Origin of the sequence: Streptomyces sp. CB02400, from assembly GCF_001905725.1 — a bacterium.
Taxonomy (GTDB): Bacteria; Actinomycetota; Actinomycetes; order Streptomycetales; family Streptomycetaceae; genus Streptomyces; species Streptomyces atrovirens.
Genome location: NZ_LIWB01000011.1, coordinates 222,941 through 248,308, shown reverse-complemented (window position 1 = coordinate 248,308; position 25,368 = coordinate 222,941). Strand labels below are relative to the sequence as shown.

Genomic DNA, 25,368 nt, shown 5'->3' with positions numbered 1-25,368 from the left:
ACGACACCCCCTGGAGCCCTCTCAGTGACCGGCCACCGGGTGCGGGGCGTAGGGCTGCCGGAGCTCCTCCAGCTCCTTTTCGGTCAGCTCCAGTTCGACGGCGGCCACGGCGTCCTCGATGTGGTGGGGCCTGGCCGCGCCGACGATGGGCGCGGTGACCGTGTCCTGGTGGAGCAGCCAGGCGAGGGCGATCCGGGCGCGCGGTACGCCGCGCCGTTCGGCGATGCGGGTGACCGCCTCGACGACCGCACGGTCCCCTTCCTGGTACAGGGTGCTGCCGAACACGTCGGTGGCGCTGCGCCCGGTGGTGGCGTCCCAGTCCCGGGTGAGCCGGCCCCGGGCGAGCGGGCTCCAGGGCAGGACGCCCACGCCCTGGTCGGCGCAGAGCGGCAGCATCTCGCGCTCCTCCTCGCGGTAGAGGAGGTTGTAGTGGTTCTGCATGGACACGAACCGGGTCCAGCCGTGCCGTTCCGCCGTGTACTGCGCCTTGGAGAACTGCCAGGCGTACATCGAACTGGCCCCGATGTAGCGCACCTTGCCCGCCTTGACGACGTCGTGCAGCGCCTCCATCGTCTCCTCGACCGGAGTCCCGGGGTCCCAGCGGTGGATCTGGTAGAGGTCGACGTAGTCGGTGCCGAGGCGGGTGAGGCTGTGGTCCAGCTCGGTCATGATCGCCTTGCGGGACAGACCGCCGCCGTTGGGGCCGGGCCGCATCCGGCCGTGCACCTTCGTGGCGAGCACGATGTCGTCCCGGCGGGCGAAGTCGCGCAGCGCCCGGCCGACGATCTCCTCGCTGGTGCCGTCCGAGTACACGTTCGCGGTGTCGAAGAAGGTGATGCCCGCCTCCAGCGCCTGCCGGATCAGCGGGCGGGACGCCTCCTCGTCGAGGGTCCACTCGTGGTTGCCGCGGCCGGGCACGCCGTAGGTCATGCACCCCAGACAGATCCGCGACACGTCCAGACCCGTCGAGCCGAGCTTCACGTACTGCATCGTTGCTGCTCCTGTCTGCGGGAACGGTTGTCGCCAGGGGGAGCGTACGTGTTGGTGCGCACTCGAAGCCGGGTGCCGGCCCGTCGGTGTCCGGGGGCGGAAAACCGATTGCCCGCGCCGGACCGAAGGCCCCAGGATCCTGCCATGCCTACGAGCCCTCTCCCGCTGCCGCCGTCCGCCACCGCCCCCGCGGCGGGCCGACAGCAGCAGCCCGGCCCCCGGGGAGGTCCGGCACCGTCGCGCTCATGACGGCCGCCCTGCTCGCGGGGCTGCTCGCCGGTTACGGCATCGCCGTCCCCGTGGGCGCCGTCGGGACCTACCTGGTCTCCCTCACCGCCCGCACCACCCTGCGCACCGGGGTCTGCGCGGCCCTCGGCGTCGCCACGGCCGACGGGCTGTACGCCCTCGCGGCCACGCTCGGCGGTTCGGCCCTCGCGTCGGCGCTGCGACCGGTCCTGGGGCCGCTGCGCTGGGTCTGTGTGCTGGTGCTGCTGGCGCTGGCGGCGTGGGGCGCGGCCGGCGCCGTACGCCGGTACCGCGGCCGGCGGCTCACCGCCCGCCCGGGGACCGCTCCCCCGGGCGCCGCCCGCGCGTATCTGTCGCTGCTCGGGATCACCCTGCTCAACCCCACCACCGTGATCTATTTCGCGGCGCTGGTGCTCGGCTCGCGGAGCGGTGAGGCCGCCGGGCCGGTGGAACAGAGCGTGTTCGTGGCGGCGGCCTTCGCCGCGTCCGCGAGCTGGCAGGTGCTGCTCGCCGGCGGCGGCGCCCTGCTGGGCCGGTCGCTGACCGGCCACCGGGGCCGGCTGGTGACCGCGCTGGTGGCCTCCGCGGTGATGACGGCCCTCGCGATCCGTATGGCGGTGGCCCCCGGCTGACGGTTCACGGGCCCGGCAGGGATGAACCCCGCGTGCGGTGGTGTTGTCGATGTGATCGAGTCGGACGCAGGACACGAGGACGATGGGACGGATGCCATGCCTCTCGAAGGCGAGTACGAACCCAGCCCGACGCAGTGGGTGCGCGAACAGGTGGAACGGTACGAGAGTTCGGGCGGCACGCAGGGGACGACCCTGATGGACACGGGCCTGCCCGTCGTCCTGCTGACCAGCCGGGGTGCGAAATCCGGCAGGCTGCGCAAGACCCCGCTGATGCGTGTCGAGCACGAGGGGCGGTACGCGGTGGTGGCCTCGCTGGGCGGGGCGCCCAAGCACCCGGTCTGGTACCACAACGTCAAGGCCGACCCGCGTGTCGAACTCCAGGACGGGCCCGGGAAGTGGGACATGACGGCCCGTGAGGTCACGGGGGCGGAGAAGGACGAGTGGTGGAAGCGCGCGGTCGCGGCCTATCCGCCGTACGCCGACTACCAGAAGAAGACGGACCGCGAGATCCCGGTCTTCGTGCTGGAGCCGGACGGGCAGCGGGGCTGAGTCCCGGAGAATTTCCCGTGTTCCGGAGTGCATGAAGCTCCGGGATCCGGGCACGCGTGGTTCAGGCCCCGCCGCGTTCCCCCGTCGCGGCGGGGCTTTCCCATGCCTCCCGCGCCTCCGGATCCCCCCGTTCGGTGACGTCGAGGAAGATCTGTTCCGCCTCGGGCACCTCACGGGCGACGGCCCGCTTGATGCGTACGGCGACCTCCTCCACCCGCTCGCTGTCCATCCCGGGCACCAGGTCGACGCGGGCCGCCACCAGGGCGGTGTCCAGGCCCGTCTTCATCGTGAAGAGCGCCTCCACGCTGTCGATCTCGGGCTGCTCCCCCAGCAGCTCCCGGATCCGGTCGCTCGCCTCCGGGTCGGCGGCCTCGCCGATCAGCTGGTCGCGGGCGTCGCGGCCGAGCCGGAAGGCGACGTAGACCAGCAGCACCCCGATGGCGAGCGAGGCGGACGCCTCCCACACCACCTGTCCGGTGATCATGTGCAGCGCCATGCCCACGATGGCCAGGGTGACGCCCACCACCGCGGTGCCGTCCTCGGCGACCACCGTGCGCAGCGCCGGATCACGCAGTCCGCTGCCCAGGCCGCCCTGCCGGCGCACCTGGTGCAGGGCGCGCAGCAGGGAGCCGCCTTCGGCGAGCAGGGCGACGCCGAGCACGACCAGTCCGGCGACATAGCCGCTCAGCTTCTCGTCGCCGCCGTTCCTGAGGGCCTCGATGCCCTGGAAGAAGCTGAAGCAGCCGCCCATCACGAAGATCCCGACGGCGGCGAGCAGCGACCAGAAGAACCGCTCCTTGCCGTAGCCGAACGGGTGACGGCGGTCGGCCGGGCGCCGGCTGCGCCGCAGCGCGGCCAGCAGGAACACCTCGTTCAGGCTGTCGGCGACCGAGTGCGCCGCTTCCGACAGCAACGCGGGCGAGGACGCGGCCAGTCCGCCGACGGCCTTGGCGACGGCGATCACCAGATTGGCTGCGAGCGCCACCAGCACGGTGATCCGGGTTCTGCGATCCGATCGAGTACTCACCCTCGGCCGATTGCCCCGGTCGGCCCACGCCACACCGTGCCGTCGGCGGAAAACGGGGAACGCGGTCACAGGGACGTACCGACGGCGGGAAGGAGACCACCATGGGCGGCCGCGACGACGGGGGCGGCGGCAACAGCGCGTACGGCAGGAAGGCGTTCAAGCGGTCGAAGGCCCACTTCGCGGACCGGATCACGGCGGACGGGCGGGACGGGTGGCCGGTGGAGGCCGGGCGCTACCGGCTCGTGGTGAGCCGCGCCTGCCCGTGGGCGAGCCGGGCGCTGGTGTCCCGGCGGCTGCTCGGGCTGGAGGACGCGCTCTCCCTGGCCGTCGCGGACCCGGTCCAGGACGACCGGAGCTGGCGCTTCACCCTGGATCCGGACGGCCGCGACCCGGTGCTCGGCATCCGGTACCTGAGCGAGGCGTACGACCGGCGGGAGACGGAGTACCCGGGCGGGGTGAGCGTGCCGGCGGTCGTGGACGTGCCCAGCGGGGAGTTGGTCACCAACGACTACCAGCGGATCACCCTGGACCTCGCGACGGAGTGGACGGCCCTGCACCGCGAGGGGGCGCCCGACCTGTATCCGCGGGCGCGGCGCGACGAGATCGACGCCGTGGCGGAGGACGTCTTCCGGGACGTCAACAACGGCGTGTACCGGGCGGGGTTCGCCACCGGCCAGGAGGAGTACGAGGCCGCGTGCACGGCGGTGTTCCGGCGGCTGGAGCTGCTGGCGCGGCGGCTGGAGGAGCAGCGGTACCTGGTCGGCGACACCATCACCGAGGCGGACATCCGGCTGTTCACCACGCTGGTGCGGTTCGACGCGGTGTACCACGGCCACTTCAAGTGCAACCGGTGGAAGCTGGCGGAGAACCGGGTGCTGTGGGCGTACGTCCGCGATCTGTACCAGACGCCCGGCTTCGGCGACACCGTGGACTTCGACCACATCAAGCGGCACTACTACCAGGTGCACACCGGCATCAACCCGTCCGGCATCGTGCCCCTCGGTCCCGACCTGGCCGGCTGGACGGCGCCCCACCACCGGGAGGAGCTGGGCGGCCGGCCGTTCGGGGACGGCACTCCGCCCGGTCCGGTGCGGGCCGGCGAGGAGGTGCCGGCACCGGGGCGCCCCTGAGCCGCCCGGCCCTCCCCGACGATCCATCCACCGACGAGACGACGCAGCCGACCTAGGAGATCCACGTGGCGAAGAAGAGCAAGAAGGCGAAGAAGAAGCTGCCCCTGGCGTACAAGCCGATCGGCTTCGCGCTGGGCTGGACCAGCGGCACCGTGGCGGGGATGGCGTTCCAGAAGACCTGGAAGGTGATCCGGCACGAGGACGACGCGCCGGACGCGCTGGACCGGGACCGCCGCTGGGGAGAGATCCTGCTGGCCGCGGCGATCCAGGGCGCCATCTTCGCGGTGGTGCGCAGTGCCGTGGACCGGGCCGGCGCCAAGGCCATCGAACGCTCCACGGGCACTTGGCCGGTCCCGGACAAGGGCGGCCGCGACTGACGTGTCCGTACGGCCGGCCCGCCGTCCCCCGTGGCGGCGGGTCAGCCCTGCTTGGGCGCCGTCGACGTGCCCCGGCGGATGGTGAAGGAGTGGCCCGCCGGGTCGGCGTAGCCGCGTTCCCCGGTGGGTCCCGAGGCGTCGCCCGTCTCCATCGGGCGCCCGCCCAGGCCCACGATCAGACGTTCCACCGCGTCCAGGTCGTCCACCACGAACTCCAGGTGCGCCTGGAGGGAGTTCTCCGGGCGGGGCCAGCTCGGGGCGGTCGCGTTCACGTCGCGGCGCAGTGCCAGCCGGAAACCGTCGGCGGCCCGGATCTCCACCCGGTTGACGTGGGCGTCGACGTCCTCCGCGCCCAGCAACTCCTTGTAGAACTCGGCGAGTTTCTCGGGTTCGGCACAGTCGAGCACCACCACGCCGGCCGTCACCAGGGTCATGTCTCCTCCGCGGGAGTCCGGGCGCGGGGCGCTCCTGCCCCGCCCTGTACGTGACACCTGTCCCCGCTCGCCGGATTCAGTCATGTTCACGTGCGGGCGCACGCGCCTCAACCGGCGTACGCAGTAACGGAGATCACCAGCGGTCACGGCGTAGATCATTTAGGCTCGTAGCGCTTCTCGATTCAACTCGCGTATCACGAAGCCGAGTTCGCGTGTGCGGGTGGCCGTCGCCGTGGCCGCCCGCTCGCAGGGCGGGGGGACTCTGCGTTCCGTCTCCCGAAAGGAAACACATGTCTCAGGACGTCCGGTTCGATCTCCCCTTCGACACCCCCGTCAGCGACCATCTGGAGTACGCGCGGGCGCGGCATCTGCGCTGGGTGTGGGAGACGGGGCTGGTCCGCAGCCGGGCCGGTTTCGAGGAGTACCGGTCCTGGGACCTGCCCCAGGCCGCCGCCCGTACGTATCCGTACGCCTCGGCCCAGGACATGGTCGTCCTGATGAACTGGTTCTCCCTGGCGTTCCTCTTCGACGACCAGTTCGACGCCGGACGGCCCGACCGGGCGGAGCGCATAGCCGAGGTGGCCCGGGAACTGATCGTGACCCCGCTGCGGCCGGCGGGGAGCACACCCAGGGTCGCCTGCCCCATCACGCTGGCCTGGGCTCAGGTCTGGGCGCATCTCTCGGATGGCATGTCCCTGACCTGGAAGACGCGGTTCGCGGCCTCCTGGGGGCGGTTCCTGGTGGCTCACTGCGAGGAGGTCGACCTGGCCGCCCGGGGGCTGGCCGGGACGCTCGACCTGGACGAGTACGCGGCCTTCCGGCGCCGTACCGTCGGCATCCACCACAGCATCGACGCCGGCGAGCGCAGCCGCGGCTTCGAGGTGCCGGCGCAGGCGATGGCTCATCCGCTGATGGAGCGGCTGCGCGATCTGGCCGCGGACACCATCGGGTTCATGAACGACATCCACTCCTTCGAGCGGGAGCGGCGCCGCGGTGACGGCCACAACCTCGTCGCCGTCCTGCACCGGGAGCGGGGCTGCTCCTGGGAGGAGGCCGCCGCCGAGGCGTACGCCATGACGACCGCGTGCCTGGCGGAGTACGTCGAGCTGGAGGCGCGGGTGCCGGGGATGTGCGACGAGCTCGGGCTGGACGCGGACGGGCGCGACCGGGTGCGCCGGGGTGTGGAGGCCATCCAGCACTGGATCAACGGCAACTACGAGTGGGCGCTGACCACCGGCCGGTACGCGGCGGCGAAGGAGGGCCCGGTGGCCACCGCGGAACAGGCCGGGCGGGGCTCGGTGGACGATCTGCTGACCGTGTGAGACGGCCGTGCCGCCCGGCCGCCGGGGCCGGGCGGCGGCGTCATCCGCCGAACTCGACGGGCAGGGCGTCCAGTCGGGACTCCCAGGTGGAGGCGGTCGAGCTGAGCTCCTCCGGTTCCACCGCCAGCCGCAGTCCGGGCAGCCGGTGCAGCAGGACGTCGACGGCGATCTCGATCAGGGACTGTCCGATGTTCTGTCCGGGGCACTCGTGCGGACCCGAACTGAACGCCAGGTGTGCCTGGTTGCCCTGGACGGACACTCCGGCGTCCGGACGGATCTCGGGGTCCCGGTTGCCCGCGGCGAGCCCCAGCACCAGCAGATCGCCCTCCTGGACGCGGTGGCCGCCGAGCTCCAGGTCGCTCGCGGCGAAGCGGCCCGGCAGGACGGCCAGCGGCGGGCTGTCCCACATGACCTCCTCCACCACCTCGGAAACGTTCAGCCGGCCGCTGATCAGCCCGGAGAGCCGCGAGGTGTCGGTGAGGACCAGTTGCAGCACCCGGGCCAGCAGATTGCTGGTGGTGGTGTGCGCGGTGATCAGCACCAGCCGCAGATGGCTGACGACCTCGTCCTCGTCGAGCCCGGCGCGGTGCTCCAGCAGGGCGGTGGCGAGGTCGCTGCCGGGCTCGGAGCGTTTGCGTACGACGAGTTCGCCGAGTATCTCCTGGATGCGCGCGTCGTGGACGAGGGCGTTCTCACTGCCTCCCAGGACCTGGGCGCAGGACTCGACCAGGTCGCGCCCCTCCGCCTCGGGCAGCCCCAGCAGGCGGCTGATCACCAGCATCGGCAGGTACTCGGCGTAGTCGTGCACCAGGTCGGCGCGCCCGGTGTGCGCGAACGCGTCGATCTGCTTGTTGGCGTAGTGCGTGGCGTGCCGGCGGATGCCGCGGCCGGCCGCCGCCTGGAGGGCGTCGGTGACGGCCGCGCGGAGCCTGCGGTGCGGTTCGCCGTCCTGGGAGACGCAGTCGGGACGCCAGCCGAGCATCGGGATCAGCGGTGAGTTCTCGTCGACCCGGCCGTCGGTCCGGTCCCGCCAGACGCGGGCGTCCCGGGTGAACTGGCGGGGGTTGTCCAGCACCCGGCGGGCGTCCCGGTAGCCGATCACCAGCCAGGCCGGCACCTCGCCCTCCAGGAGCACGGGGGCCACCGTGCCGTGCTCCTTGCGCAGCCGTTCGTAGATGCCGGCCGGGTCGGTGGCCGCCTCCGGCCCGTACAGCCGGGTGAGCTCCGCGCCGTGGTGGGCGACGGGACAGCCGCGGGGGGCCTCGGGGGCGTTCACCGGGACTCCACGGCGACGGCCGAGCGTTCCCTCAGGTGCCGGACGAGGGCGACCAGCACGTCACGGCTGGAGGCGCGGTCACGGGCGTCGAAGGAGACCACCGGGATGTGCGCGGGGATGTCCAGGGCGTCCCGTATCTCCTCGACCGGGTAGTCCTTGGAGTCGGGGAAGACGTTGAGGGCGACGACGAACGGCACCTTCTGCCGCTCCATCTCCTCGATCGCCCGGAAGCTGGAGGCCAGCCGCCGGGTGTCCACCAGGACGACCGCGCCGAGCGCCCCCTTGAACAGCCCGTTCCACAGGAACCAGAACCGCTCCTGTCCGGGCGTGCCGAACAGGTACAGCACCAGGCTGTCGCTCAGGCCGATCTTGCCGAAGTCCAGGCTGACGGTGGTCTGCGACTTGTCGGCGACCCCGATGAGGTCGTCGACACCGGCGCCGGCCTGGGTGAGCGTCTCCTCGGTGGTGAGCGGCCTGATGTCGCTGACCGAGCGGACCATGGTGGTCTTCCCGGTGCCGAAGCCGCCGGCGATCATCACCTTCACCGAGCGGATGTCCCCGCCCCCGTGTCGGCCGGGCCGGTCAAAGCCTTTCAAGTCCACTGAGTACCTCCTCGAGGAGCGCGAGGTCGGGCCCGCGCCCGGCGACGTGTGCCGGGACGGGGTCACGGGCTTCGACCCGGCCCGCGTCCAGCAGGTCCGACAGCAGCACCGCGAGAATGTTGAACGGCAGCCCGAGGTGGGCGCCGAGTTCGGCGACCGAGAGCGGCTCACGGCAGCGCCGGACGATCTCCTCGTGCTCGTGCTGCGGGCCCGGGACGGGGCCCGGGCGGGAGACGACGAGGGTCGCCACGTCGAGGCCGGCCGCCGAGCCGCCCGGTCCGCTGCGCCCTCCGGTGAGGACGTAGTAGCGCTCGAGACCGGGCGGGTCCGCCGGCCGGCGGGGAGCACTCATCCAGAGTGCTCCTCCAGGCGCGGAGTGGTCCCGAGGAGCTCGCCCATTCTGCGGGCGAGGTCCCTCATCTGGTGTCCGAGCAGGCCCTGGTCCAGGCCCTCCCGGGCGAGGACGCCGAGGTAGGTCTCCACGCCGGCGCGGACCACGAAGAGGTGGCCGCCGTCGACCTCGATCATCGCCAGCCGCAGCTGTCCCGCGTAGGCGGGGAACTGCTCGGCGACCGGCTGGGCCAGGGCCTGCAGGCCGGCCACCACCGCCGCGAAGCGGTCGACGTCGTCTGGGTCGTCCGCCCCGTAGGAGGTGATGGCCTTGCCGTCGCTGGAGGCCACGAGGGCGAAGCGGATCTCCTGGATGCTCTCGACGAGGTCGCGGAGCGCCCAGCTCACGTCGGTTCCCTGCTGCGTCATGTGGTCTGGTCGCTCTCTTCGGTGCGGTGCTCGGTGGACTCACGTCCGGTGGGGGTGTCACGGTCGCCGGGCGTCCGGGGCTCCGGGTCGCCGGCGCGTCCGGCGGTGGCGAAGGCGGCGAGGCCGGCGAAGGAGGCGTCCGGCGGTACGGAGGCCGCGTCGGCGCCCGTCACCGGCCCGGCCGGTGCGAGTGGCCGCGGGGCGTCGGCGCCGGTCCGCCCGGAGCGGCGGCGGGGCAGTCCGCCGGGGGTGGTGTCGGCGGACTCGGCGGATCCGTCCGGGGCCGGTCCGGCGCCGGCGGCCGGCGGCTCCGGGCCGGGCTCGGCGGCGGGGGTCTCCGTGACGGCGGTCGCGGGCAGCGGGCTGAAGTACTTGTGCGGTACGACGACCACCACGGAGGTGCCGAGCCAGGGGGAGTCCGCGAAGGTGACGCGGATGCCGTAGCGGCGGGCGAGGACGCCGACGACCCGCAGGCCGATGTTGGCGTCCTCGGTGATGCCGCCGATGCCCGCCCCGGGCGCGGTGCCCGCGAGGGCGTGTTCGGCCGCGCGCTTCTTCTCCTCGCTCAGGCCCTTGCCGGAGTCCTGGATCTCGATGCCGACGCCGTTGGGTACCTCACGGCCGGAGACCACCACGGGTTCCGAGGGCGGTGAGTAGCGGGCCGCGTTGTCGAGCAGATGGGCGAAGATCAGCGTGAGGTGGTCCACCAGCCCGCCGTCCACACCGAGTTCGGGGAGCCGGCTCAGCCGGACGCGGTGGAAGTCCTTGATCCGGCCGATGCCGCCGCGCACCACGCTCAGCAGCCGCTGCGGCTCCTGCCACTGCCTGCCGGGCCGGTCGGAGCCGCCGAGGACGCCGATGCTGGCGGCCAGGCAGTCGGCGGGGCCGATCTCCTGGTCGAGCTCCATCAGCCCCCGGGCGACGGCGGGCAGCCGGCCGTGTTCGCCCTGCATCTCGTGGAGCCGGCCGCGGAGCTTGCTGGTCAGTACGTGGATGCGGTTGCCGATGCTGATGACGGCCTGTTCGGCGGAGGTGGAGCGGTCGAACTCCTCCTCCAGGCCGATCAGCGAGGTCCGCAGCAGCTTGCGGAGTTCGGTCTGGAGGGCGGCGTCGGCCTCGGCGGACCGGTCGACGCCGGGCAGCAGGTCGTCGATGGCGTCACCGGCGCGCAGCCGTCCGATCGCCTCCGGGAGCTGCTCGTCGGCGAGGCGGGCGACCGCGGAGAGCTGGTGGGCCAGTTGCTCCCGCCGGGTCTCGGTCTCTTCGGCGAGCCGTGCCTCGTAGTCCCTGGCCTGTCCGGCCAGCCGTTCCTCGAACTCCTGCTCCCGCTCGGCGCGTTCGGCGGTTGATCTCCGTTCCTGGTCCGCCATGTGCTGCTGCCACCGCCGGGTGTGCTCGGCCTGCGAGGTGCGGTGGGTGTCCTCCGCGCGCAGGAGCCGGACCCGGTACCGGAGCACGAGCCGTACGCACATGGAGCAGGCGGCCGTCGCGGCGGCGCCGAGGACGGCCGTGGTGATCCGGTCCGAACCCATCGACGTGGCGGCGATCGTCCCGCCGCCGAGGCCGAGCGGCATCAGCCACCAGCCGTGCCAGGCGACAGGGGCCCGCGCCGCCGGTGGCGGGGTGGCGAGTTCCATCCGCATCCTTCGAAGCAACATGGGGGGTGTGCAAGGGGGATGTGCGAGGGGGCCGCACGCATGAGTACGCACCGCGGAGCGACCTGTCGCGAAGTGGTCAACTCGCGGCGCCTGTAAGGAGCTTATCGGTTCGGCAGCCCTGTGGATCAAGTTCGTCCGCTGCCGGAAGTGAGGATTCCGTCACGCTCCGACGAGGCTCGCCGGGGCCGGCCGGCCGGTTCGAAAGAAGTCGGTCGCAATTCGAAGACATATGTCAAACGAACATGCTCAAATGCACTCGACCGAAGGTAACTTGCAGGGTGTGAACCGGTGTTGGAACCGGTTCGCTCCCCCGTTGCACGGAGCAGGCTGGAGGCGATGGCGTCGTGCGGTACGAACCTGCACCGCTGACCCGGCATCTGCGCGTCCGCCACGACCGGGGACACACGGTGCTGGAGCTCCGCGGTGAGATCGACATCGCCGCGGCCGCGGAGATCGTCCCGCACCTGGACATGGCGACCGCCGAACCGGACGCCCGGATCGTGATCGACCTGACCCACGTCGAGTTCTTCGACCTCTCCGGGCTGCGCCTGCTGTACCGGGCCCGGCAGCGGATCGCTGACGGACCCGGCAGGCTGCGCCTGGTGTGCGCCCACCCGCTGACCCTGCGCATGCTGCGGATCACCGGCACGTCCCGTCTGCTGCCGCCGTGGCCGACCCTGGACGCGGCCCTGGAACGGCCCGAGCCCCCCTCAGGACCTGCCTGACCACCGGGTCCGAGGCCTGACGCCCACCGTGCGCCCCCGCGTGCTCCCGGTGCGGTCGTCCGTTCCTCGACTTCCTTGTCTGTACGGGGAACTGAGGGGCATTCGGTCAGGGAGGAAGGAGGGCCGTCGCCATGACGACTCCGACGACTCCCGTGAAGGGACGGATCGCGCGCGTACCCGGATGGGCGAAGGTGCTCGGCGCGGTGGTGCTGCTGCTCGTCGTGCTGTTCGCCGGGATCCGGCTGAGCCTGCTGCCGGGACTGAAGGACCTGTTCGGCACGGAGACCGAGGACCGCTCCGGGCCCGCGCTCCTGGAGTCCATCCAGGACATCAGCCGCTACGACGCCGCCTCGGGCAACTTCCAGGTGGTGGTGGACCTGGAGAAGGACGCGAAGTTCCTGCCGGACGCCGTCCGCGGCAGCCGCACGCTGTACGTGGGCGCGGGCACCGTCGACGCCTATGTCGACCTCGGGAAGCTGGACGAGGACGACGTACGGGTCGACGACGACCGTACGTCCGCCACACTGCGGCTGCCCCACGCCCGCCTGGGCAAGCCGGCCCTGGACCCCGAGCGCTCCTACGCCGTGTCCAAGCAGCGCGGGCTGTTCGACCGGCTCGGCGACCTCTTCTCGGACAACCCCAACAGTGAGCAGGCCGTCCAGAAGCTCGCCGTGCGGCACATCGGCGACGCGGCGGAGGAGAGCGGACTCACCACCCGGGCCGAGACCAACACCACGGAGATGCTCGAAGGGCTGCTGCGCTCCCTGGGGTTCGAGGAGGTGCGGGTCAGCTACGGCGAGTGACCCGCACGGCCGGGGGTAACCGGCGTATCACGTACGGAAGTTGACGACTGGAGGACAGAATGGCCCGCGCCGTCCCGCATCCGCGCTCCCTGTTCCACCGGCGTCCGCGGCCGTCCGGGCGCGGCACCGCGGAGGGCGGCCCGGGGCATCCGCTGCCGTTGCTTCCGCGGTTGCTGGCGATGCTGTGCGCCTTCGTCTTCATGGTCGTCTTCGCCGTGGTCCTGGCCCGGCTCACCCTGCACCCCTCCCCCGCCTCGGAGGCGCTGACCCACACCAATCTGCATCCGGGCCGCTCGCTGAGGGCCTATCTGGACCAGCCCGCGCTGCGTGACGCCGTACGCCAGATCGGCGGCAACATCCTGCTCGGCGTGCCCTTCGGTGTGCTCGCACCGGTCGTCGCACCGCGCACGCGCGGATTCCTGCGGGTGCTGGTGCTGACGGCCGTCGTGATGCTGCTGGTGGAGTTCGCGCAGGGCGCCCTGGTGACCGGACGCGCCTTCGACATCGACGACGTCATCCTGAACACCGGCGGAGCGCTGCTCGGTTACCTGCTGATGGGCCGCCGCCTGAGCCGAGCCGTACACGCCCGCCGCCCGAAGGCCTGACCTCCTAGGGCCGCTGCTTCTGGTCCTGAGGGGTCCATGGGGCTCCGCGCAGGGTCCAGGTGAACTTGTCGCCGCCCACCCAGCGGACCACGTCCGGGTCGTCCAGGTCGTGGACCGTGATCCCGAACGCGGCGGCGGCGTGCAGCACGTCGGTGACGGTCCTCGCCTCGCCGACCACCTGTCCGTCGATCTCCACGATCCGGAACGGCGGAGTCCCGGGCTGTACCCCGAGCACCATGATCCGCGGGTGCGACATGTACGGGCTCGCGCTTTCGGTCATGCATCGAGGGTAGAGCGCAAACGGTGCGAACGCGGCGTGCGGGTCCGCCTCCGTTCAGGGCCGCCGCCAGTCGTCGCTCGTCAGGTGCGACCCGGCCTGCGGTCCCATCCGGAGCATTCCGCCGTCCACGCTCCAGGAGGCACCGGTGACGTACGAGGCGTCGGGTCCGGCGAGGAAGGCGATGACCGCGGCGACCTCACGGGCGTCGCCGGGCCGCCCGAGAGGGACGCCGGGGCGGCTCTCGGTGTGGGGGTCGGTGTCCTCCTGGCCGGTCATGGGCGTGGCGATCTCGCCGGGAGCGACCGCGTTGACGGTGATGCCGTGCTCGGCGAGTTCCAGTGCCATCACCTGGGTGAGCAGTCCGAGGCCGCCCTTGGCGGCGCAGTACGGCGCGGCGCCCACGCGGGGCTGGTGCTCGTGCACGGACGTCACGTTCACGATGCGGCCCCCGTCGCCCTGCCGGATCATGTGCCGCGCCGCCTTCTGCCCGCACAGGAACGGGCCGATCAGATCGACGTCGAGGACCTCGCGCACCTTCGGGAGCTCCAGGTCGAGGAAGGGCGTCATGGTGCCCGTACCGGCGTTGTTGACCAACACGTCGACGCGGCCCAGGCGGTCGCACAGCTCGTCGACGGTGTCCGCGGCGGCGGGCAGCCGGGTGAGGTCCAGGGGCGCCACCTCGGCCCGCCGCCCGTGCGCCCGCACCTCCCGCGCCGTCTCCTCGGCGCCCTCGCGGTCGCTGTGCCAGGTGATGCCCACGTCCATGCCCGCGGCGGCCAGGCGTACGGCGGTGGCCCGGCCGATGCCGGAGTCCGCGCCGGTGATCACGGCGGCCCTGCCGCTCGGGGTGGTGGGGACGGACATGCGGGCCTCCTGGTCGTCGACGGCGGGTGCGGGACATCGCAGTACCCCCGCAGTACGAGGCCAACCCCCGCGTCCGCGCCTTCCGCACCACGGCACGCGCACGCTGTCGGAGCCGGGCGGGGAGCAGGCGCCCGGCTGTCCGCGGAAGCCGGGGGACGGGGCGGGCCGGGGGCCGGCGGGCCGCGCGGCGGCACGGCTCGGGCACGAGTGGGCCGTGCCGACGGCCCGCTCATCACGGCTGACCGTGACGCGCGGGCTGTCGGCCGACCGTGACGGCAGGGCTCAACGAGCTGTGGGCACCGTTCCGGCTGCTGACCGGGCGTGGCCGGCCCAAGCGGCTCGGCCCGCCGTTCCGGCTGCTGCATCGGACGGTGGAGGCCGGTCACCGACGCGCACACGCCGACTGGGCCGGCAGGTCCTCGGGGGCGCCCGCGCTCAGGAGCGCGAGGTGCCGCCGGACAAGGTGGTCACCACCTGGTCCGTGGACGAGCCGTCGGCGTGGGCCCGGGAGCGGAAGGTGCCTTCCGGAGTGGCGGGCGGCTGAGGTGGTACCCGTATCACCCCCTCGAGAAAGGACCGCGTATGGAACGGGCTGCCGTGTTCGACGTCGACGGCACTCTGGTCGACACCAACCATCTGCATGTGACGGCCTGGTGGGAGGCCTTCCGGCAGGCGGGGCACCGGGTGCCGATGCACGCCGTCCACCGGGCCGTGGGGCTGCCCTCCTCCGACCTGGTCGCCCATCTGCTGGGCGAGGACCGGGACACCGGCCGCGACGACGAGCTGAGCGCGGCGCACAAGGCGCTGTACGGACAGTACTTCGACCGGCTGCCCGCGCTGCCGGACGCCGGCCGGCTGCTGAAGCGGCTGCACCGGGACGGCTGGACGGTGGTGCTCGCCACCTCGGCGGGCGGTGCCGAGCTGAGCGCGCTGCGCCGGGCGATCGACGCGGACGAGGCGATCGGCGCGACGGCGAGCGCCGACGACGTGGCGGAGGGCAAGCCCGCGCCGGAGCCCGTCGAGCACGCCCTGGAGCTGGCCGGGGTGCCCGCGGAGCGGGCGGTGTTCGTCGGTGACACGGTGTGGGACATGCGGGCGGGCAGCCGTGCCGGGGTGCGCTGCGTGGGCGTGCTGTGCGGCGGCATTCCGCGCGCCGACCTGGAGGAGGCCGGCGCGGACGCGGTCTACGACGACCCGGCCCATCTGCTGACGTCCCTGTCGGACAGCCCTCTGGCATGACGCAGGGCATGGCACGGGTGCGGGAAAGGATCGGGCGGGGCGACGCCGGGGGGCGGATGGCCCCGGTGGCGCGGGTGCGGGACGCCGTGCGGTGGGACGCGCGGTCCGTCGGCCGCGCGGCGCGGGCCGCGTGGCGGGGGCCGGGGCGGGAACGGGACCTGCTCGTCCAGTCCCTGAAGGCCGCCGCGGCGGCGCTGCTGGCCTGGCTGCTGGCGCGGGTGTGGCTCGACGACCCGATGGCCCTGATGGCGCCCTGGGTGGCGCTGGTCCTGGTGCAGGCCACCGTCTACAGCTCGCTGATGCAGGCGGCGCGGCAGTTCACGGCGATCTGCGTGGGAGCCCTCGTGGCGTCGGGGGCGCAGGCGGTCACCGGCGACACCACGGGCGCCCTGGCGCTGTCCGTGCCGGTGCTGGTGCTGCTGTCGAACTGGCCGCGCTTCGGCGACCAGGGCATCTACGCCGCCACCACGGCCGTCTTCACGATCGCCACGGGGACGGTGAGCGCGGTCGCCGTCGGGCACCGGCTGGGGCAGGCGGCGCTCGGCGCGGTCATCGGTGTCGCCGTCAACGCGCTGGTCCTGCCGCCGATCCATCTGCGGGACGTACGGGAGAACCTGGCGGCGCTCGCCCGCGAGGCGGGGGACGTGCTGCACGCCGTCGCCGGGGATCTGCGCGAGGGCGAGTGGGACGCGCAGACCGCCGCGGGCCGGCTCGGCGCCGCGGCGCGGCTGCAGAGCCGTCTGGAGGCGCTGCGTTCGGCCCGCGGCTGGAGCAGGGAGAGCCTGCGGCTGACCTCGGGCGCCCTGCGCGCCCTGCACCGGGCGCCGACGGCGGCGCTGCCGCCGGAGCACGAGGACGAGCGGTTCAGCCGCGTCACCGGGCATGTCACGGCGCTGACCCGCACGCTCGCGGTGGCCGCCGACGAGGACCGTACGCCCGCCGCGCCGGACGCCGCGGTGCTGAGCTGCTACGCGGAACTGCTGGAGCTGATCGGCGACGCCTGCCACGCGGAGGCCGACCGGCTGCAGGGCGGCGGCACGCGCGTGGACGCCCTCCTGGACGAGCGGACCGAGGCGGTGATGCGGGAGCTGCACGAAAGGCTCCAGGACGGGCTGCGCGAACAGGCCGGGCAGGGCGCCGCGCGGACGGCCGTCCTGGGCACGCTGGTGCTCCAGGCCGAGAACCTCTGGGCCGACCTCGACAGCGGCGCGCGGGACCGGTGACACACGTCACGCCCACAAGCTGCCGGACGCGGAACACCGAGGGGTGGTTCCCCGTTGAACAGACCGTGGGTGCGGACGGGACAGTGTCCCCGGGCCTCACCATTCGCCCACAGGGACGATCGTTCGGCTGAAGCCCTGTGGAGCCTTTCGCCGAGAGGCGACCGCCGCCCGTGCCCACCACCGAGCCGCCCCGGCCGTGATTCCCCCGTCGCGGTCGGGGCTTCCCTCTGCCCCGCTCCGGGCGTCGTTCGACTTCGAGAGCGCTCCAATCCGTAGCGTGACGGGCATGAGCGACAACAGCACCACCGCACAGCACCCCATCGGCTCGGGCTTCGGTGCCCGCAGCACCGCGGACGACGTCCTCGAGGGCGTCGACCTGACCGGACGGCTCGCGCTGGTCACCGGCGGCTACTCCGGACTCGGCCTGGAGACCACCCGCGCCCTCGTCAAGGCCGGCGCCCGGGTCGTCGTCCCCGCTCGCCGCCCCGACTCCGCGCGGGAGGCGCTGGACGGCCTTGAGCGCGTCGAGGTGTCCGAGCTGGACCTCGGCGACCTGGAGAGCGTGCGCGCGTTCGCCGACCGCTTCCTGACGTCCGGGCGGACCCTGGACATCGTGATCGGCAGCGCCGGGATCATGGCCTGCCCTCAGACCCGGGTCGGGCCCGGCTGGGAGGCCCAGTTCGCCACCAACCACCTCGGGCACTTCGCCCTCGTCAACCGTCTGTGGCCGGCCGTCGAGCCCGGCGGCGCCCGCGTGGTGTCCGTCTCCTCGCGCGGGCACCACGCCTCCGGCATCCGCTGGGACGACGTCCACTGGGAGCGCGGCTACGACAAGTGGGAGGCGTACGGGCAGGCGAAGACCGCCAACGTGCTGTTCGCCGTGCACCTCGACCGCCTCGCCCGGGACCGCGGCGTCCGTGCCTTCTCCCTCCACCCGGGCGGCATCCTCACCCCGCTCCAGCGGCATCTGCCCCGGCAGGAGATGGTGGAGCGGGGCTGGATCGACGAGCAGGGCAACCCGCTGAACCCCGAGGGCTTCAAGACCCCGCAGCAGGGCGCGGCCACCCAGGTCTGGGCCGCCACCTCGGCGCGGCTGGACGGCATGGGCGGGCTCTACCTGGAGGACTGCGACGTCGCCGAGCCGGCCCGCTCCGACGATGCGCGCACCGGGGTCAAGGACTGGGCGGTCGACCCGGAGCAGGCGGCCCGCCTGTGGGAACTCTCGGCCCGTCTGACGGGCGTGAACGCCTTCGCGTGAGGGGTACTCGGCCGGTTCCGCGGAGCAGCGGCCGAGAGGAGCGGAAGGTGAGCAGCACAGCGGGCAAGAGGGTCGTCGTCACGGGCGCCACCGGCAACGTCGGGACCAGCGTGGTGCGGGTCCTCTCGCAGGAACCGGAGGTCGGCTCCGTACGGGGCCTGGCACGGCGGATCCCCGACCTGTCGCTCCCGAAGACCGAGTGGTCGGCGGTGGACCTGGCCTCGGACCGGTCCGATCTCGTCGGGGAGTTCACCGGCGCGGACGCGGTGGTCCATCTGGCGTGGGCGTTCCAGCCGACGCACGATCCGGCGGCCACCTGGCGCACCAATGTGCTGGGCAGCATGCGGGTGTTCGACGCGGTGGCCGAGGCGGGGGTGCCGGCGCTGGTGCACGCCTCGTCGGTCGGGGCGTACTCGCCTGGCCCGAAGGACCACGCGGTGGACGAGTCGTGGCCGACGCACGGCTGGCCGGACGCCGCGTACTGCCGGGAGAAGGCGTACCTGGAGCGGGCCCTGGACACGTTCGAGCGTGATCATCCGGGGACGCGGGTGGTACGGATGCGGCCCGCGTTCCTCTTCAAGCGGGAGTCGGGGAGCGAGCAGCGCCGTATCTTCGGCGGCCGTTTCCTGCCGGGGCAGCTCGCGCGGCCCGATCTGCTGCCCGTCCTCCCGGACGTTCCGGGGCTGCGGGTGCAGGCGCTGCACACCGACGACGCGGCCCACGCCTACCGGCTGGCCGTGCTGTCCGCCGAGGCGCGGGGCGCCTTCAATCTCGCCGCGGAGCCGACGGTCGACGCGGAGCTGCTCGGGGAGATGCTCGGGACGCGCCGGGTGCGGCTGCCGCGTACCGCGGCCCGCTCGGCGGTCGCCGCCGCGTGGGGGCTGCGTCTGCTGCCGGCGTCGCCGCATCTGTTCGACGCCGTGCTGAGGCTGCCGCTGATGGACTGCACGCGTGCGCGCGTGGAGCTCGGCTGGCGGCCGGAGCACACGGCGACGCAGGTGGTGGAGGAGTTCCTGCTGGGCATGGAGCAGGGCGCCGGGGAGGACACGGAACCGATGCGGGGCCGCAAGGTCGGCTGAGCACCGGGTTTCACCGGTCCGCGCGGAGGTACCCGCGAGGGTCGCGTACGAACGAAGGGAGAGCGCCGTGACCGACCACCGCCTCGAAGGACCCGGTGAGAACGGCGCCGGTGTCCCCCGCGACCTGCCCGACCAGCAGGCCGGCCCCGGTGAGGACCCCTGGGAGGTCGCGCCCGCCACGGCGGAGCGGGAGAGCGAACGGAAGGCCGACGAGTCGGAGGAGCCCGAGTCCGGCGAGGCCGAGTCCGACGTGCCGGACACGGACGAGGCCGGTACGGGCCGTCAGGGCGCCCCGCACTCGGCGTCCCCCAACCCGGAACAACCCGTACCGGACGAGTCCTCCGCATAACCGGCCCGCACGGGGCAGACCGGTGCCGTCCGCGTCGCGCACGGCCGTTCCGCCGTGGGTCCGCGCCGCCACGCAGGGCTGTCGCGCCGGGCCGCGCGACCCCTTAGCGCGGGGTGCGTTCCTGGAGGGCCGTGTGCCAGGCGGGGGGTGGGGACTGCGGGTCCGGGTCGGGGCGGCGGCCGCCGCGGGCGAAGAAGTCGGCGAGCGGCAGGATCGCGGCGCCGACGGTGACCGCGTCGGGGCCGAGCCGGCCCAGCTCGATCGTCACCTTCTCGGCCGGGTGGCGCAGCGCGTACGACAGGGCGTGCCGGTGCACGGCCGGCAGGAAGCGGGAGCCGAGCTGGAGGCCGGCCCAGCCGCCCATGAGGATGCGCTCGGGCTGGAAGAGGTTGATCAGGTCGGACAGGCCCGCGCCCAGGTACTCGGCGGTCTCCTCCAGCACGGCGAGCGCGACGGGGTCGGGGGCGTTGTCGTCGGCCGGGTAGGCGGCGGCGAGCATCGTCGTCAGTGCCGTCTCCTCGTCCGTGCCCCCGGGCACCCGGCCGCCCTCCTCGCGCCACCGGGCGAGCAGCGACTCGGCGCCCGCGTACGCCTCCAGGCAGCCGAGCGCGCCGCAGCGGCAGCGGCGTCCCCTGACCCGTACGGTCAGGTGTCCCCATTCGACCGCCCGGCCGTGTTCCACCTCGGGCGTGACCAGGCAGGCGCCGACGCCGGAGCCGAAGAGGACGACGAGGGCGTTGCGGGCGCCGCGTCCGGCGCCGAACCACATCTCGGCCTGGCCGAGGGTCTTGGCGCCGTTGTCGATGAAGTACGGCACCGTGTCGGGCAGCGGGGACCCGGCGCGCAGCAGGGACTCCAGGGGGACGGCGTCCCAGCCGATGGTCTGGCCGTGCACGACGGCGCCCCGGTCGGGGGTGTGCTCGACGATGCCGGGGACGCCGATGCCGACGCCGAGCAGCCGCTCGGGGGCGAGGCCGGCGCCGGCGAGCACCTCGGCGATGCCGGAGCGGATGTGGTCGACGATGACCTCGACCTCGTAGCGCTGCTGCTCCAGCGGGCGTTGCGCGCGGGCGAGCTCGGTGAGGGTCAGGTCGAACAGTTCGACGCGGACCCGGGTCTCGCCCACGTCGACGCCGATCATGTGGCCGCTGCCCGGTGCCACCCGCAGCAGGGTGCGCGGACGGCCGCCGTCGGAGTCGACGCTGCCGGCCTCCTCCACGAGGCCGTCGGCGACCAGGTCCGCGACGACGTTGCTCACCGATCCGGAGCTGAGCCCGGTCGCGGGGCCGAGCTCGAAGCGGCTCAGCGGGCCGTCGAAGTACAGCCGTTGCAGCACGGCCGTGCGGTTGGCCCGCCTGAGGTCGCGCACCGTGCGCCCGTTCCGCCCCGCCATGTGGCTCCTTCCGAAACCCTGCCCGACCTGCAACATACCGCTGGGAACCGGCTGGGCGCGACTTTCCAGCACCCTTATTTCATGATGTGAACTAACAGGGGTGGCGGATCTCCTCCAACGCGGCCTCCAGTTCCGGGGCGACGGTGGCCCGAAGCCATCGTTCGTGCTCGTCCCCGCTCGCCCGCGGAACCGTCTCGGTGAGCATGATCAGGTAGAGGTAGGCGCGGTAGAGGGCGAGCCGGACGCGGGCCGCCGTGTCGAAGACGGCCCGGCCCCCGGCCTCCCCGTATCCGGCGAGAAACGCCTGATCCGTCCTGATGTCGCCGAGCAGCGCGAGGGAGACGAAGTCGGCGAGCGGGTCGCCCCAGAACATGCGCTCCCCGTCGATGAGCCCGCCGATCCGGGCCTCCCCCGCCGCCGGGCGCTCCACCAGGATGTTGCCCGGCCACAGGTCGAAGTGGACGAGGACCGGCACGGTGACCTCGTCGAGCGCCCCGGCGGCGGTACGGATCACGGCGGCCACCTCGTCGACGGGGCGCGGCAGCCGGGCACCGTAGTCCCGGGCGTCGGCGAGGACGGCGTCGGTCATCGCGGTGAACGCGGTCCGCCAGTCGGGGGCGAGCGGGCCCAGGGCGCCGGACGGGTAGCCGAACCCCGGTCCGGTCACCCGGTGCAGCCGGGCCACCTGACGGCCGAGCTCCGTGCGCAGCGCCGCCCGCTCCCCGTCGGCCGGCTCCGCCCGCGTCCAGGGCTCCCCCGGACAGGCGGTCATCAGCAGGTACGGTACGGAGGTGTCGCCGCCGACGGACACGGCGTGCGGGGCGGGTACGCCGGCCTCGGCGGCTCCGGCGCAGAAGTCCGCCTCGGAGACGAGCAGGCGCCGCTCGTGCCGGAGGCCGGGGACGGCTGGCGCTGGCGGGACCTTGAGCACATAGCGGCTGCCGTCGACGAGGAGGAGTTCCTCGACGGTGTTGTAGGTGCCCCCGCTCAGCGGGCGCACCCCGGTGAGCGCGTCGGGCGGCAGTCCCGCCTCCGCGAGCACCCGGCGGGCCCGCTCCCAGGAGTCCCCCATCGTCCGCACCCCTCCCCTTCGGCGACTGCGGTACAGCGTACGGAACGCGCGGGGCCACGGTCTTCGGGAAAAATCGCTGGCTCCCCCGACACCGGATATCTACCCTGATCCAGAAACCTAGACCCCCTAGGTTTCGAAAGAGCACGCCAGGAGACGACCCCCATGAGAGCACTCACCGAGCAGGACATCCGCGGTTCGTTCATCAACTGCTCGAAGGGTGAGGCCAAGCGGCTGGCCGTACCACGCGACCTGGGCGAACGCCCCTGGGACGATCTCGACTTCCTGGGCTGGCGCGATCCGGGCGCACCCGACCGCAGCTATCTCGTCACCGAGCGGGAGGACCGTCTCGTCGGGGTGGCCATGCGCTTCCAGCCGGCCCAGCGCGGCTTCCTGCACCGCAGCATGTGCTCCCTGTGCCTGACGACCCATCCGCGCGGCGGTGTCGCCCTGATGACCGCGCGCAAGGCGGGCCCGGCCGGCCGCGAGGGCAACTCGGTCGGCGCCTACATGTGCACCGACCTCGCCTGCTCCCTCTATCTGCGCGGCAAGAAGGTCCCGGAGACCGGTGCCCGCTTCGAGGAGAGCCTCACCCTGGAGGAGCAGATCGCCCGCACCAGGGGCAACCTGTTCGCCTTCCTCGACAAGCTGTAGGCCCGGCCCGCCTTCCCCCGGGGGACTGCCGTCACCGGTGAACACGTTCGTTGCGTCCGGGGAAGGGGAACCGTCCGAGGATGCAAGTGGTACGTGAGATGACCGCGCCGGCCGTCGAGTTCGTCAAGCGGCGCCGGGACCCGGTGACCGTGCAGATGGTGCGGTCGGCGGCCGCGGCGACCGTCGCCTACGTCATCGCCCTGCGGCTGAGTCCGGAGACCGCCCCGCTCACCGCGCCCCTGACCGCGCTGCTCGTCGTCCAGGTCACCCTGTACTCCACCCTCACCACAGGGGTACGCCGGGTGAACTCCGTGGTGGCCGGGGTCGTGGTGGCCATCCTCTTCAGTCTGCTGGTGGGTCTGACCTGGTGGAGCCTGGGCCTGCTCATCCTGGCGTCGCTGCTCGTCGGCCATCTGGTGCGGGTGGACGAGTTCGTGCCCGAGGTGGCGATCAGCGCGATGCTGGTGCTCGGGGTGACCACGCACGGGGACACCGCCTGGGCCCGGATCGTGGAGACGCTGATCGGAGCGATCGTCGGGATGGGGTTCAACCTCCTGCTCGCCCCGCCCGTGTGGGTGGAGGAGGCCGGCGAGTCGATCGAGGAGCTGGCGCGCCGGGTGCGGCAGCTGATGCTGCGGATCGGCGAGGAGGCCGCGGGCCGTCCGCCCGCGGCCCGCGCGGCGGCCCGGCTGCACGAGGCCCGCCGTCTGGACCACGACATCAGCGAGGTCGACGCGGACCTCCGGCAGGCGGAGGACAGCCTGCGGCTCAATCCGCGGGTGCGTGAGGGCCTGCTGCACCGGGTGGTGCTGCGCACCGGCCTCGACACGCTGGAGATCTGCACGGTGGTGCTGCGGGTGCTGGCCCGCACGCTGACCGACCTGGCCAAGGAGCGCGAGCCGGAGCGGCTGTTCGATCCGGAGACGGGCGCCGCCTTCGAGCAGCTGCTGTCCGAGATCGCGGACGCCGTGGTCAGCTTCTCGGTGCTGGTGACCACGAGCGTGAGCGCGAACGCCGAGTCGGCGGAGGAACGGCTCGCCTCCGAGCTGCGGCAGGCGGCCGCCACCCGCGACAGGCTGGCCCGGCTGCTCTTCGAGGAGGCCCGGCGCGACGCCCGCCAGTGGCAGTTGCTGGGCGCCGTGCTGACCGAGGTCAACCGCATCCTCGACGAGATGGACACCGAGCACCGCACGCGCCGGCTGTTCGAGGAGCTGGACCGGCACTCGCAGGAGCAGCGCGAGCGGCTGCCGCGGCTCACCCGGATACGGGAGCGGCTGCGCCGCAAGCGCGGCGGCGCCTCCCACCGTTCCAAGTGACGTACTCGGCCGGAGGCACCCGTGCGGCCGAGCCTCCGCGTCATCCGTCGCCGTCCGTGCGCTGCCGCTGCAGCGCGCGGGGGCAGGAGGCGGCGCTCGCCTGGGCGAGCAGTACGTGCATGCGCTCGGTGAGCTGCGAGACGTCGTCGGCGGGCGCGTGGAACGGCAGGCGTACGTCACCGTCCGCACGGAGGCGTTCGATGCGCAGGGTCAGTCCGTGCCGGTCGACGGCGAGCGGCTGGACGCGGACCGCGCCGTGCAGGCTGCCGTGGTCGACCAGCCGGGTCAGCCGTTCGACCGCGTCGGCGTGGCAGTCGGCGAGGTGGGTCAGCAGCCGGGCCTCGGCGGTGGCGAGCCGGTCGGGCTCGGCGGCGGCGAACTCGTCGACGTCGACGACCAGGGCGCCGGACGGCTGCCGCAGCACCACGCGCGTGGGCTGGAAGACGAGGTGGCCGTCCCGCGCGGCGAACCAGCCGGCCAGCCACAGCCGGGCGCGGATCCGGTTGCGCACGGGGACGGGTGCCACGTCGGCGAACTCCAGCACGGCGGACGGCTCGCCGCGGGGCGCGCAGATCGCGGCGGCGAGCAGGGCGCTGTCCTCGGGCACGTGCAGCAGCACCCGTCCGTCGTCGGTCACGCCGTGCGCGCCGACGAGCTCCTCCCGGGTGCCCTCCGCGGTCACCGCGCAGGACCATGCGGCGGCGAGCACCGAGCGGGCCCGTTCCGCCGCGCCGGGCGCGGCCGTCCAGCCGTGCGTGTCGTCAGCCATCCCCGAACCTCCTCTTAGGTAAGCCTTGCCTAACCTATCGAAGATCGGGGTGCGCGCCAACCGGGTGGCATGACCTTCACGAGACCTTTCAGGGCGCGAGGACGCCCAGCAGGGCGCGCGCGCACAGGTCGCGCACCTGCTCGCGGTCCGGTTCCGGGCCGCGCAGCCACTCCAGGCAGACCGCCGTGGTGAAGGCCAGCCAGCCGCGCACGGCGAGCCGGGTGTCCGGCCGCGCCTCGAAGACGGGACCGAACTCGGGATCCGCGGCGAGCGCCGCCAGGATCTGCCGCTCCTGCGCGGCCAGCGCCCGCTGGTAGACCCGGCGCACCGCCTGGTCCCCCGCCGCGTCGGCACGGTGGAAGGCGCGGTAGCCGTGCGCGTGGGCCTCGACGTACTCCAGGTACGCGTCGAGACCCGCCGTGAGCTGCTCGCGCACCGGGACGCCGGGGACCGCCGCCGTCATCCGCAGCATCCGCTCGCTCTCCCGCTCCACCACCGCCGCGAAGAAGTCCCGCTTGGTCGGGAAGTAGTGGTAGAGCAGCCCCCGGGAGACCCCGGCGATCTCGGCGACCTGCTCGATCCACACATCGTCGTAGGGACTCTCCGAGAACAGCCGCGCACCGACCGACAGAAGCTGCTCCCGGCGCTCCGCGGTGCTGAGCCGGCGGCGCGTGCGCCCGCCCTGGTTCACGGCCATCCCCGCACTTTACTTGACGCCCGTTCAGCGGCAGGACCAGACT

At 73.1% G+C, this 25,368-nt stretch carries 29 protein-coding genes and 1 pseudogene; 16 read left to right on the top strand and 14 right to left on the bottom strand.

Annotation, left to right across the window (positions count from 1 at the left end):
• Positions 1-21: 21 nt before the first annotated feature.
• Complete coding sequence (locus AMK33_RS25715; protein WP_073935319.1) at positions 22-990, bottom strand: aldo/keto reductase; 969 nt, start codon at positions 988-990, stop codon at positions 22-24.
• Positions 991-1,235: 245 nt separating this feature from the next.
• On the opposite strand from AMK33_RS25715, the gene AMK33_RS25710 reads away from it, so the two are divergent.
• A complete protein-coding gene (locus AMK33_RS25710; RefSeq protein WP_073935318.1) occupies positions 1,236-1,868 on the top strand; it encodes a LysE family transporter in 633 nt (210 codons plus the stop codon).
• 96 nt (positions 1,869-1,964) lie between these two features.
• Positions 1,965-2,417: a nitroreductase family deazaflavin-dependent oxidoreductase gene (locus AMK33_RS25705; RefSeq protein ID WP_073935317.1), complete on the top strand. Its 453-nt coding sequence runs from the start codon at positions 1,965-1,967 to the stop codon at positions 2,415-2,417.
• A 61-nt stretch (positions 2,418-2,478) separates the two neighbouring features.
• Here the strand turns inward: AMK33_RS25705 and AMK33_RS25700 are convergent, their stop codons facing one another.
• Complete coding sequence (locus AMK33_RS25700; RefSeq protein WP_235618196.1) at positions 2,479-3,444, bottom strand: cation diffusion facilitator family transporter; 966 nt, start codon at positions 3,442-3,444, stop codon at positions 2,479-2,481.
• Positions 3,445-3,545: 101 nt separating this feature from the next.
• Here AMK33_RS25700 and AMK33_RS25695 point away from each other — a divergent pair, with 101 nt between their 5' ends.
• Positions 3,546-4,574: a glutathione S-transferase family protein gene (locus AMK33_RS25695; protein WP_073935315.1), complete on the top strand. Its 1,029-nt coding sequence runs from the start codon at positions 3,546-3,548 to the stop codon at positions 4,572-4,574.
• A gap of 65 nt (positions 4,575-4,639) precedes the next feature.
• On the top strand, positions 4,640-4,951 hold the full coding sequence (locus tag AMK33_RS25690) for a DUF4235 domain-containing protein (protein WP_030863828.1): 312 nt from the start codon (positions 4,640-4,642) through the stop codon (positions 4,949-4,951).
• A 41-nt stretch (positions 4,952-4,992) separates the two neighbouring features.
• Here AMK33_RS25690 and AMK33_RS25685 read toward each other — a convergent pair whose 3' ends face one another.
• The gene (locus tag AMK33_RS25685; protein ID WP_073935314.1) at positions 4,993-5,385 is read right to left on the bottom strand and encodes a VOC family protein; all 393 of its coding nucleotides are present in this window, start codon (positions 5,383-5,385) and stop codon (positions 4,993-4,995) included.
• Positions 5,386-5,675: 290 nt separating this feature from the next.
• On the opposite strand from AMK33_RS25685, the gene AMK33_RS25680 reads away from it, so the two are divergent.
• Positions 5,676-6,707: a 7-epi-alpha-eudesmol synthase gene (locus tag AMK33_RS25680; protein ID WP_073935313.1), complete on the top strand. Its 1,032-nt coding sequence runs from the start codon at positions 5,676-5,678 to the stop codon at positions 6,705-6,707.
• Positions 6,708-6,747: 40 nt separating this feature from the next.
• Here the strand turns inward: AMK33_RS25680 and AMK33_RS25675 are convergent, their stop codons facing one another.
• From AMK33_RS25675 to AMK33_RS25655, 5 genes are read right to left on the bottom strand one after another with little or no spacing between them, the layout of a single operon-like run.
• Positions 6,748-7,983, bottom strand: coding sequence for a cytochrome P450 (locus tag AMK33_RS25675; RefSeq protein ID WP_073935312.1), 1,236 nt, complete (start codon positions 7,981-7,983; stop codon positions 6,748-6,750).
• Positions 7,980-8,585 (bottom strand): GTP-binding protein, encoded by a 606-nt coding sequence (locus AMK33_RS25670; protein WP_073935311.1) that lies wholly within the window; start codon positions 8,583-8,585, stop codon positions 7,980-7,982. The genes AMK33_RS25675 and AMK33_RS25670 overlap by 4 nt, the downstream gene beginning before the upstream one ends.
• Positions 8,566-8,937 carry a DUF742 domain-containing protein gene (locus AMK33_RS25665; RefSeq protein ID WP_073935310.1) on the bottom strand — a complete coding sequence of 124 codons (372 nt, stop codon included), beginning with the start codon at positions 8,935-8,937 and terminating at the stop codon, positions 8,566-8,568. Before AMK33_RS25665 ends, AMK33_RS25670 begins: the two co-directional genes overlap by 20 nt.
• Positions 8,934-9,344, bottom strand: coding sequence for a roadblock/LC7 domain-containing protein (locus AMK33_RS25660; protein WP_030821389.1), 411 nt, complete (start codon positions 9,342-9,344; stop codon positions 8,934-8,936). The genes AMK33_RS25665 and AMK33_RS25660 overlap by 4 nt, the downstream gene beginning before the upstream one ends.
• Positions 9,341-10,981, bottom strand: a complete 1,641-nt coding sequence (locus AMK33_RS25655) for a sensor histidine kinase (RefSeq protein ID WP_073935309.1) — start codon at positions 10,979-10,981, stop codon at positions 9,341-9,343. The genes AMK33_RS25660 and AMK33_RS25655 overlap by 4 nt, the downstream gene beginning before the upstream one ends.
• A 365-nt stretch (positions 10,982-11,346) precedes the next feature.
• On the opposite strand from AMK33_RS25655, the gene AMK33_RS25650 reads away from it, so the two are divergent.
• From AMK33_RS25650 to AMK33_RS25640, 3 genes are all read left to right on the top strand, one after another.
• Complete coding sequence (locus AMK33_RS25650) at positions 11,347-11,727, top strand: anti-sigma factor antagonist (RefSeq protein ID WP_073935308.1); 381 nt, start codon at positions 11,347-11,349, stop codon at positions 11,725-11,727.
• Positions 11,728-11,858: 131 nt separating this feature from the next.
• Positions 11,859-12,530: a DUF4230 domain-containing protein gene (locus tag AMK33_RS25645; RefSeq protein WP_073935307.1), complete on the top strand. Its 672-nt coding sequence runs from the start codon at positions 11,859-11,861 to the stop codon at positions 12,528-12,530.
• A 59-nt stretch (positions 12,531-12,589) separates the two neighbouring features.
• Positions 12,590-13,135, top strand: coding sequence for a VanZ family protein (locus AMK33_RS25640; RefSeq protein WP_073935306.1), 546 nt, complete (start codon positions 12,590-12,592; stop codon positions 13,133-13,135).
• Positions 13,136-13,139: 4 nt separating this feature from the next.
• On the opposite strand, the gene AMK33_RS25635 is transcribed toward AMK33_RS25640, so the two are convergent.
• Both AMK33_RS25635 and AMK33_RS25630 read right to left on the bottom strand, forming a co-directional pair.
• A complete protein-coding gene (locus AMK33_RS25635) occupies positions 13,140-13,415 on the bottom strand; it encodes a hypothetical protein (RefSeq protein WP_073935305.1) in 276 nt (91 codons plus the stop codon).
• 54 nt (positions 13,416-13,469) lie between these two features.
• Positions 13,470-14,279: an SDR family oxidoreductase gene (locus tag AMK33_RS25630; RefSeq protein ID WP_073935304.1), complete on the bottom strand. Its 810-nt coding sequence runs from the start codon at positions 14,277-14,279 to the stop codon at positions 13,470-13,472.
• Positions 14,280-14,457: 178 nt separating this feature from the next.
• Between AMK33_RS25630 and AMK33_RS44015 the strand changes: the two are divergent.
• The 6 genes and pseudogenes from AMK33_RS44015 to AMK33_RS25605 form a co-directional block, all read left to right on the top strand.
• A pseudogene (locus AMK33_RS44015) lies at positions 14,458-14,823 on the top strand (hypothetical protein); the annotation flags it as partial.
• Between the two features lie 38 nt (positions 14,824-14,861).
• A complete protein-coding gene (locus AMK33_RS25625) occupies positions 14,862-15,518 on the top strand; it encodes an HAD family hydrolase (protein ID WP_073935303.1) in 657 nt (218 codons plus the stop codon).
• 56 nt (positions 15,519-15,574) lie between these two features.
• A complete protein-coding gene (locus tag AMK33_RS25620) occupies positions 15,575-16,741 on the top strand; it encodes an FUSC family protein (protein WP_235618197.1) in 1,167 nt (388 codons plus the stop codon).
• A gap of 286 nt (positions 16,742-17,027) precedes the next feature.
• The gene (locus AMK33_RS25615; RefSeq protein WP_073935302.1) at positions 17,028-17,999 is read left to right on the top strand and encodes an SDR family NAD(P)-dependent oxidoreductase; all 972 of its coding nucleotides are present in this window, start codon (positions 17,028-17,030) and stop codon (positions 17,997-17,999) included.
• A gap of 47 nt (positions 18,000-18,046) precedes the next feature.
• The gene (locus AMK33_RS25610) at positions 18,047-19,078 is read left to right on the top strand and encodes an SDR family oxidoreductase (protein WP_073935301.1); all 1,032 of its coding nucleotides are present in this window, start codon (positions 18,047-18,049) and stop codon (positions 19,076-19,078) included.
• Between the two features lie 67 nt (positions 19,079-19,145).
• Positions 19,146-19,427 carry a hypothetical protein gene (locus tag AMK33_RS25605; RefSeq protein ID WP_073935300.1) on the top strand — a complete coding sequence of 94 codons (282 nt, stop codon included), beginning with the start codon at positions 19,146-19,148 and terminating at the stop codon, positions 19,425-19,427.
• Between the two features lie 103 nt (positions 19,428-19,530).
• On the opposite strand, the gene AMK33_RS25600 is transcribed toward AMK33_RS25605, so the two are convergent.
• Together AMK33_RS25600 and AMK33_RS25595 are read right to left on the bottom strand one after the other, a co-directional pair.
• A complete protein-coding gene (locus AMK33_RS25600) occupies positions 19,531-20,820 on the bottom strand; it encodes an ROK family transcriptional regulator (protein ID WP_073935299.1) in 1,290 nt (429 codons plus the stop codon).
• A gap of 91 nt (positions 20,821-20,911) precedes the next feature.
• Positions 20,912-21,892 (bottom strand): phosphotransferase family protein, encoded by a 981-nt coding sequence (locus AMK33_RS25595; protein ID WP_073935298.1) that lies wholly within the window; start codon positions 21,890-21,892, stop codon positions 20,912-20,914.
• Between the two features lie 162 nt (positions 21,893-22,054).
• On the opposite strand from AMK33_RS25595, the gene AMK33_RS25590 reads away from it, so the two are divergent.
• Positions 22,055-22,543 carry an FBP domain-containing protein gene (locus tag AMK33_RS25590; protein WP_073935297.1) on the top strand — a complete coding sequence of 163 codons (489 nt, stop codon included), beginning with the start codon at positions 22,055-22,057 and terminating at the stop codon, positions 22,541-22,543.
• Between the two features lie 80 nt (positions 22,544-22,623).
• The gene (locus AMK33_RS25585) at positions 22,624-23,859 is read left to right on the top strand and encodes an FUSC family protein (protein ID WP_073935296.1); all 1,236 of its coding nucleotides are present in this window, start codon (positions 22,624-22,626) and stop codon (positions 23,857-23,859) included.
• 40 nt (positions 23,860-23,899) lie between these two features.
• Here AMK33_RS25585 and AMK33_RS25580 read toward each other — a convergent pair whose 3' ends face one another.
• Both AMK33_RS25580 and AMK33_RS25575 read right to left on the bottom strand, forming a co-directional pair.
• Positions 23,900-24,628, bottom strand: coding sequence for a DUF2470 domain-containing protein (locus AMK33_RS25580; protein ID WP_073935295.1), 729 nt, complete (start codon positions 24,626-24,628; stop codon positions 23,900-23,902).
• A gap of 88 nt (positions 24,629-24,716) precedes the next feature.
• Positions 24,717-25,325, bottom strand: a complete 609-nt coding sequence (locus tag AMK33_RS25575) for a TetR/AcrR family transcriptional regulator (RefSeq protein ID WP_073935294.1) — start codon at positions 25,323-25,325, stop codon at positions 24,717-24,719.
• Between the last annotated feature and the right edge of the window lie 43 nt (positions 25,326-25,368).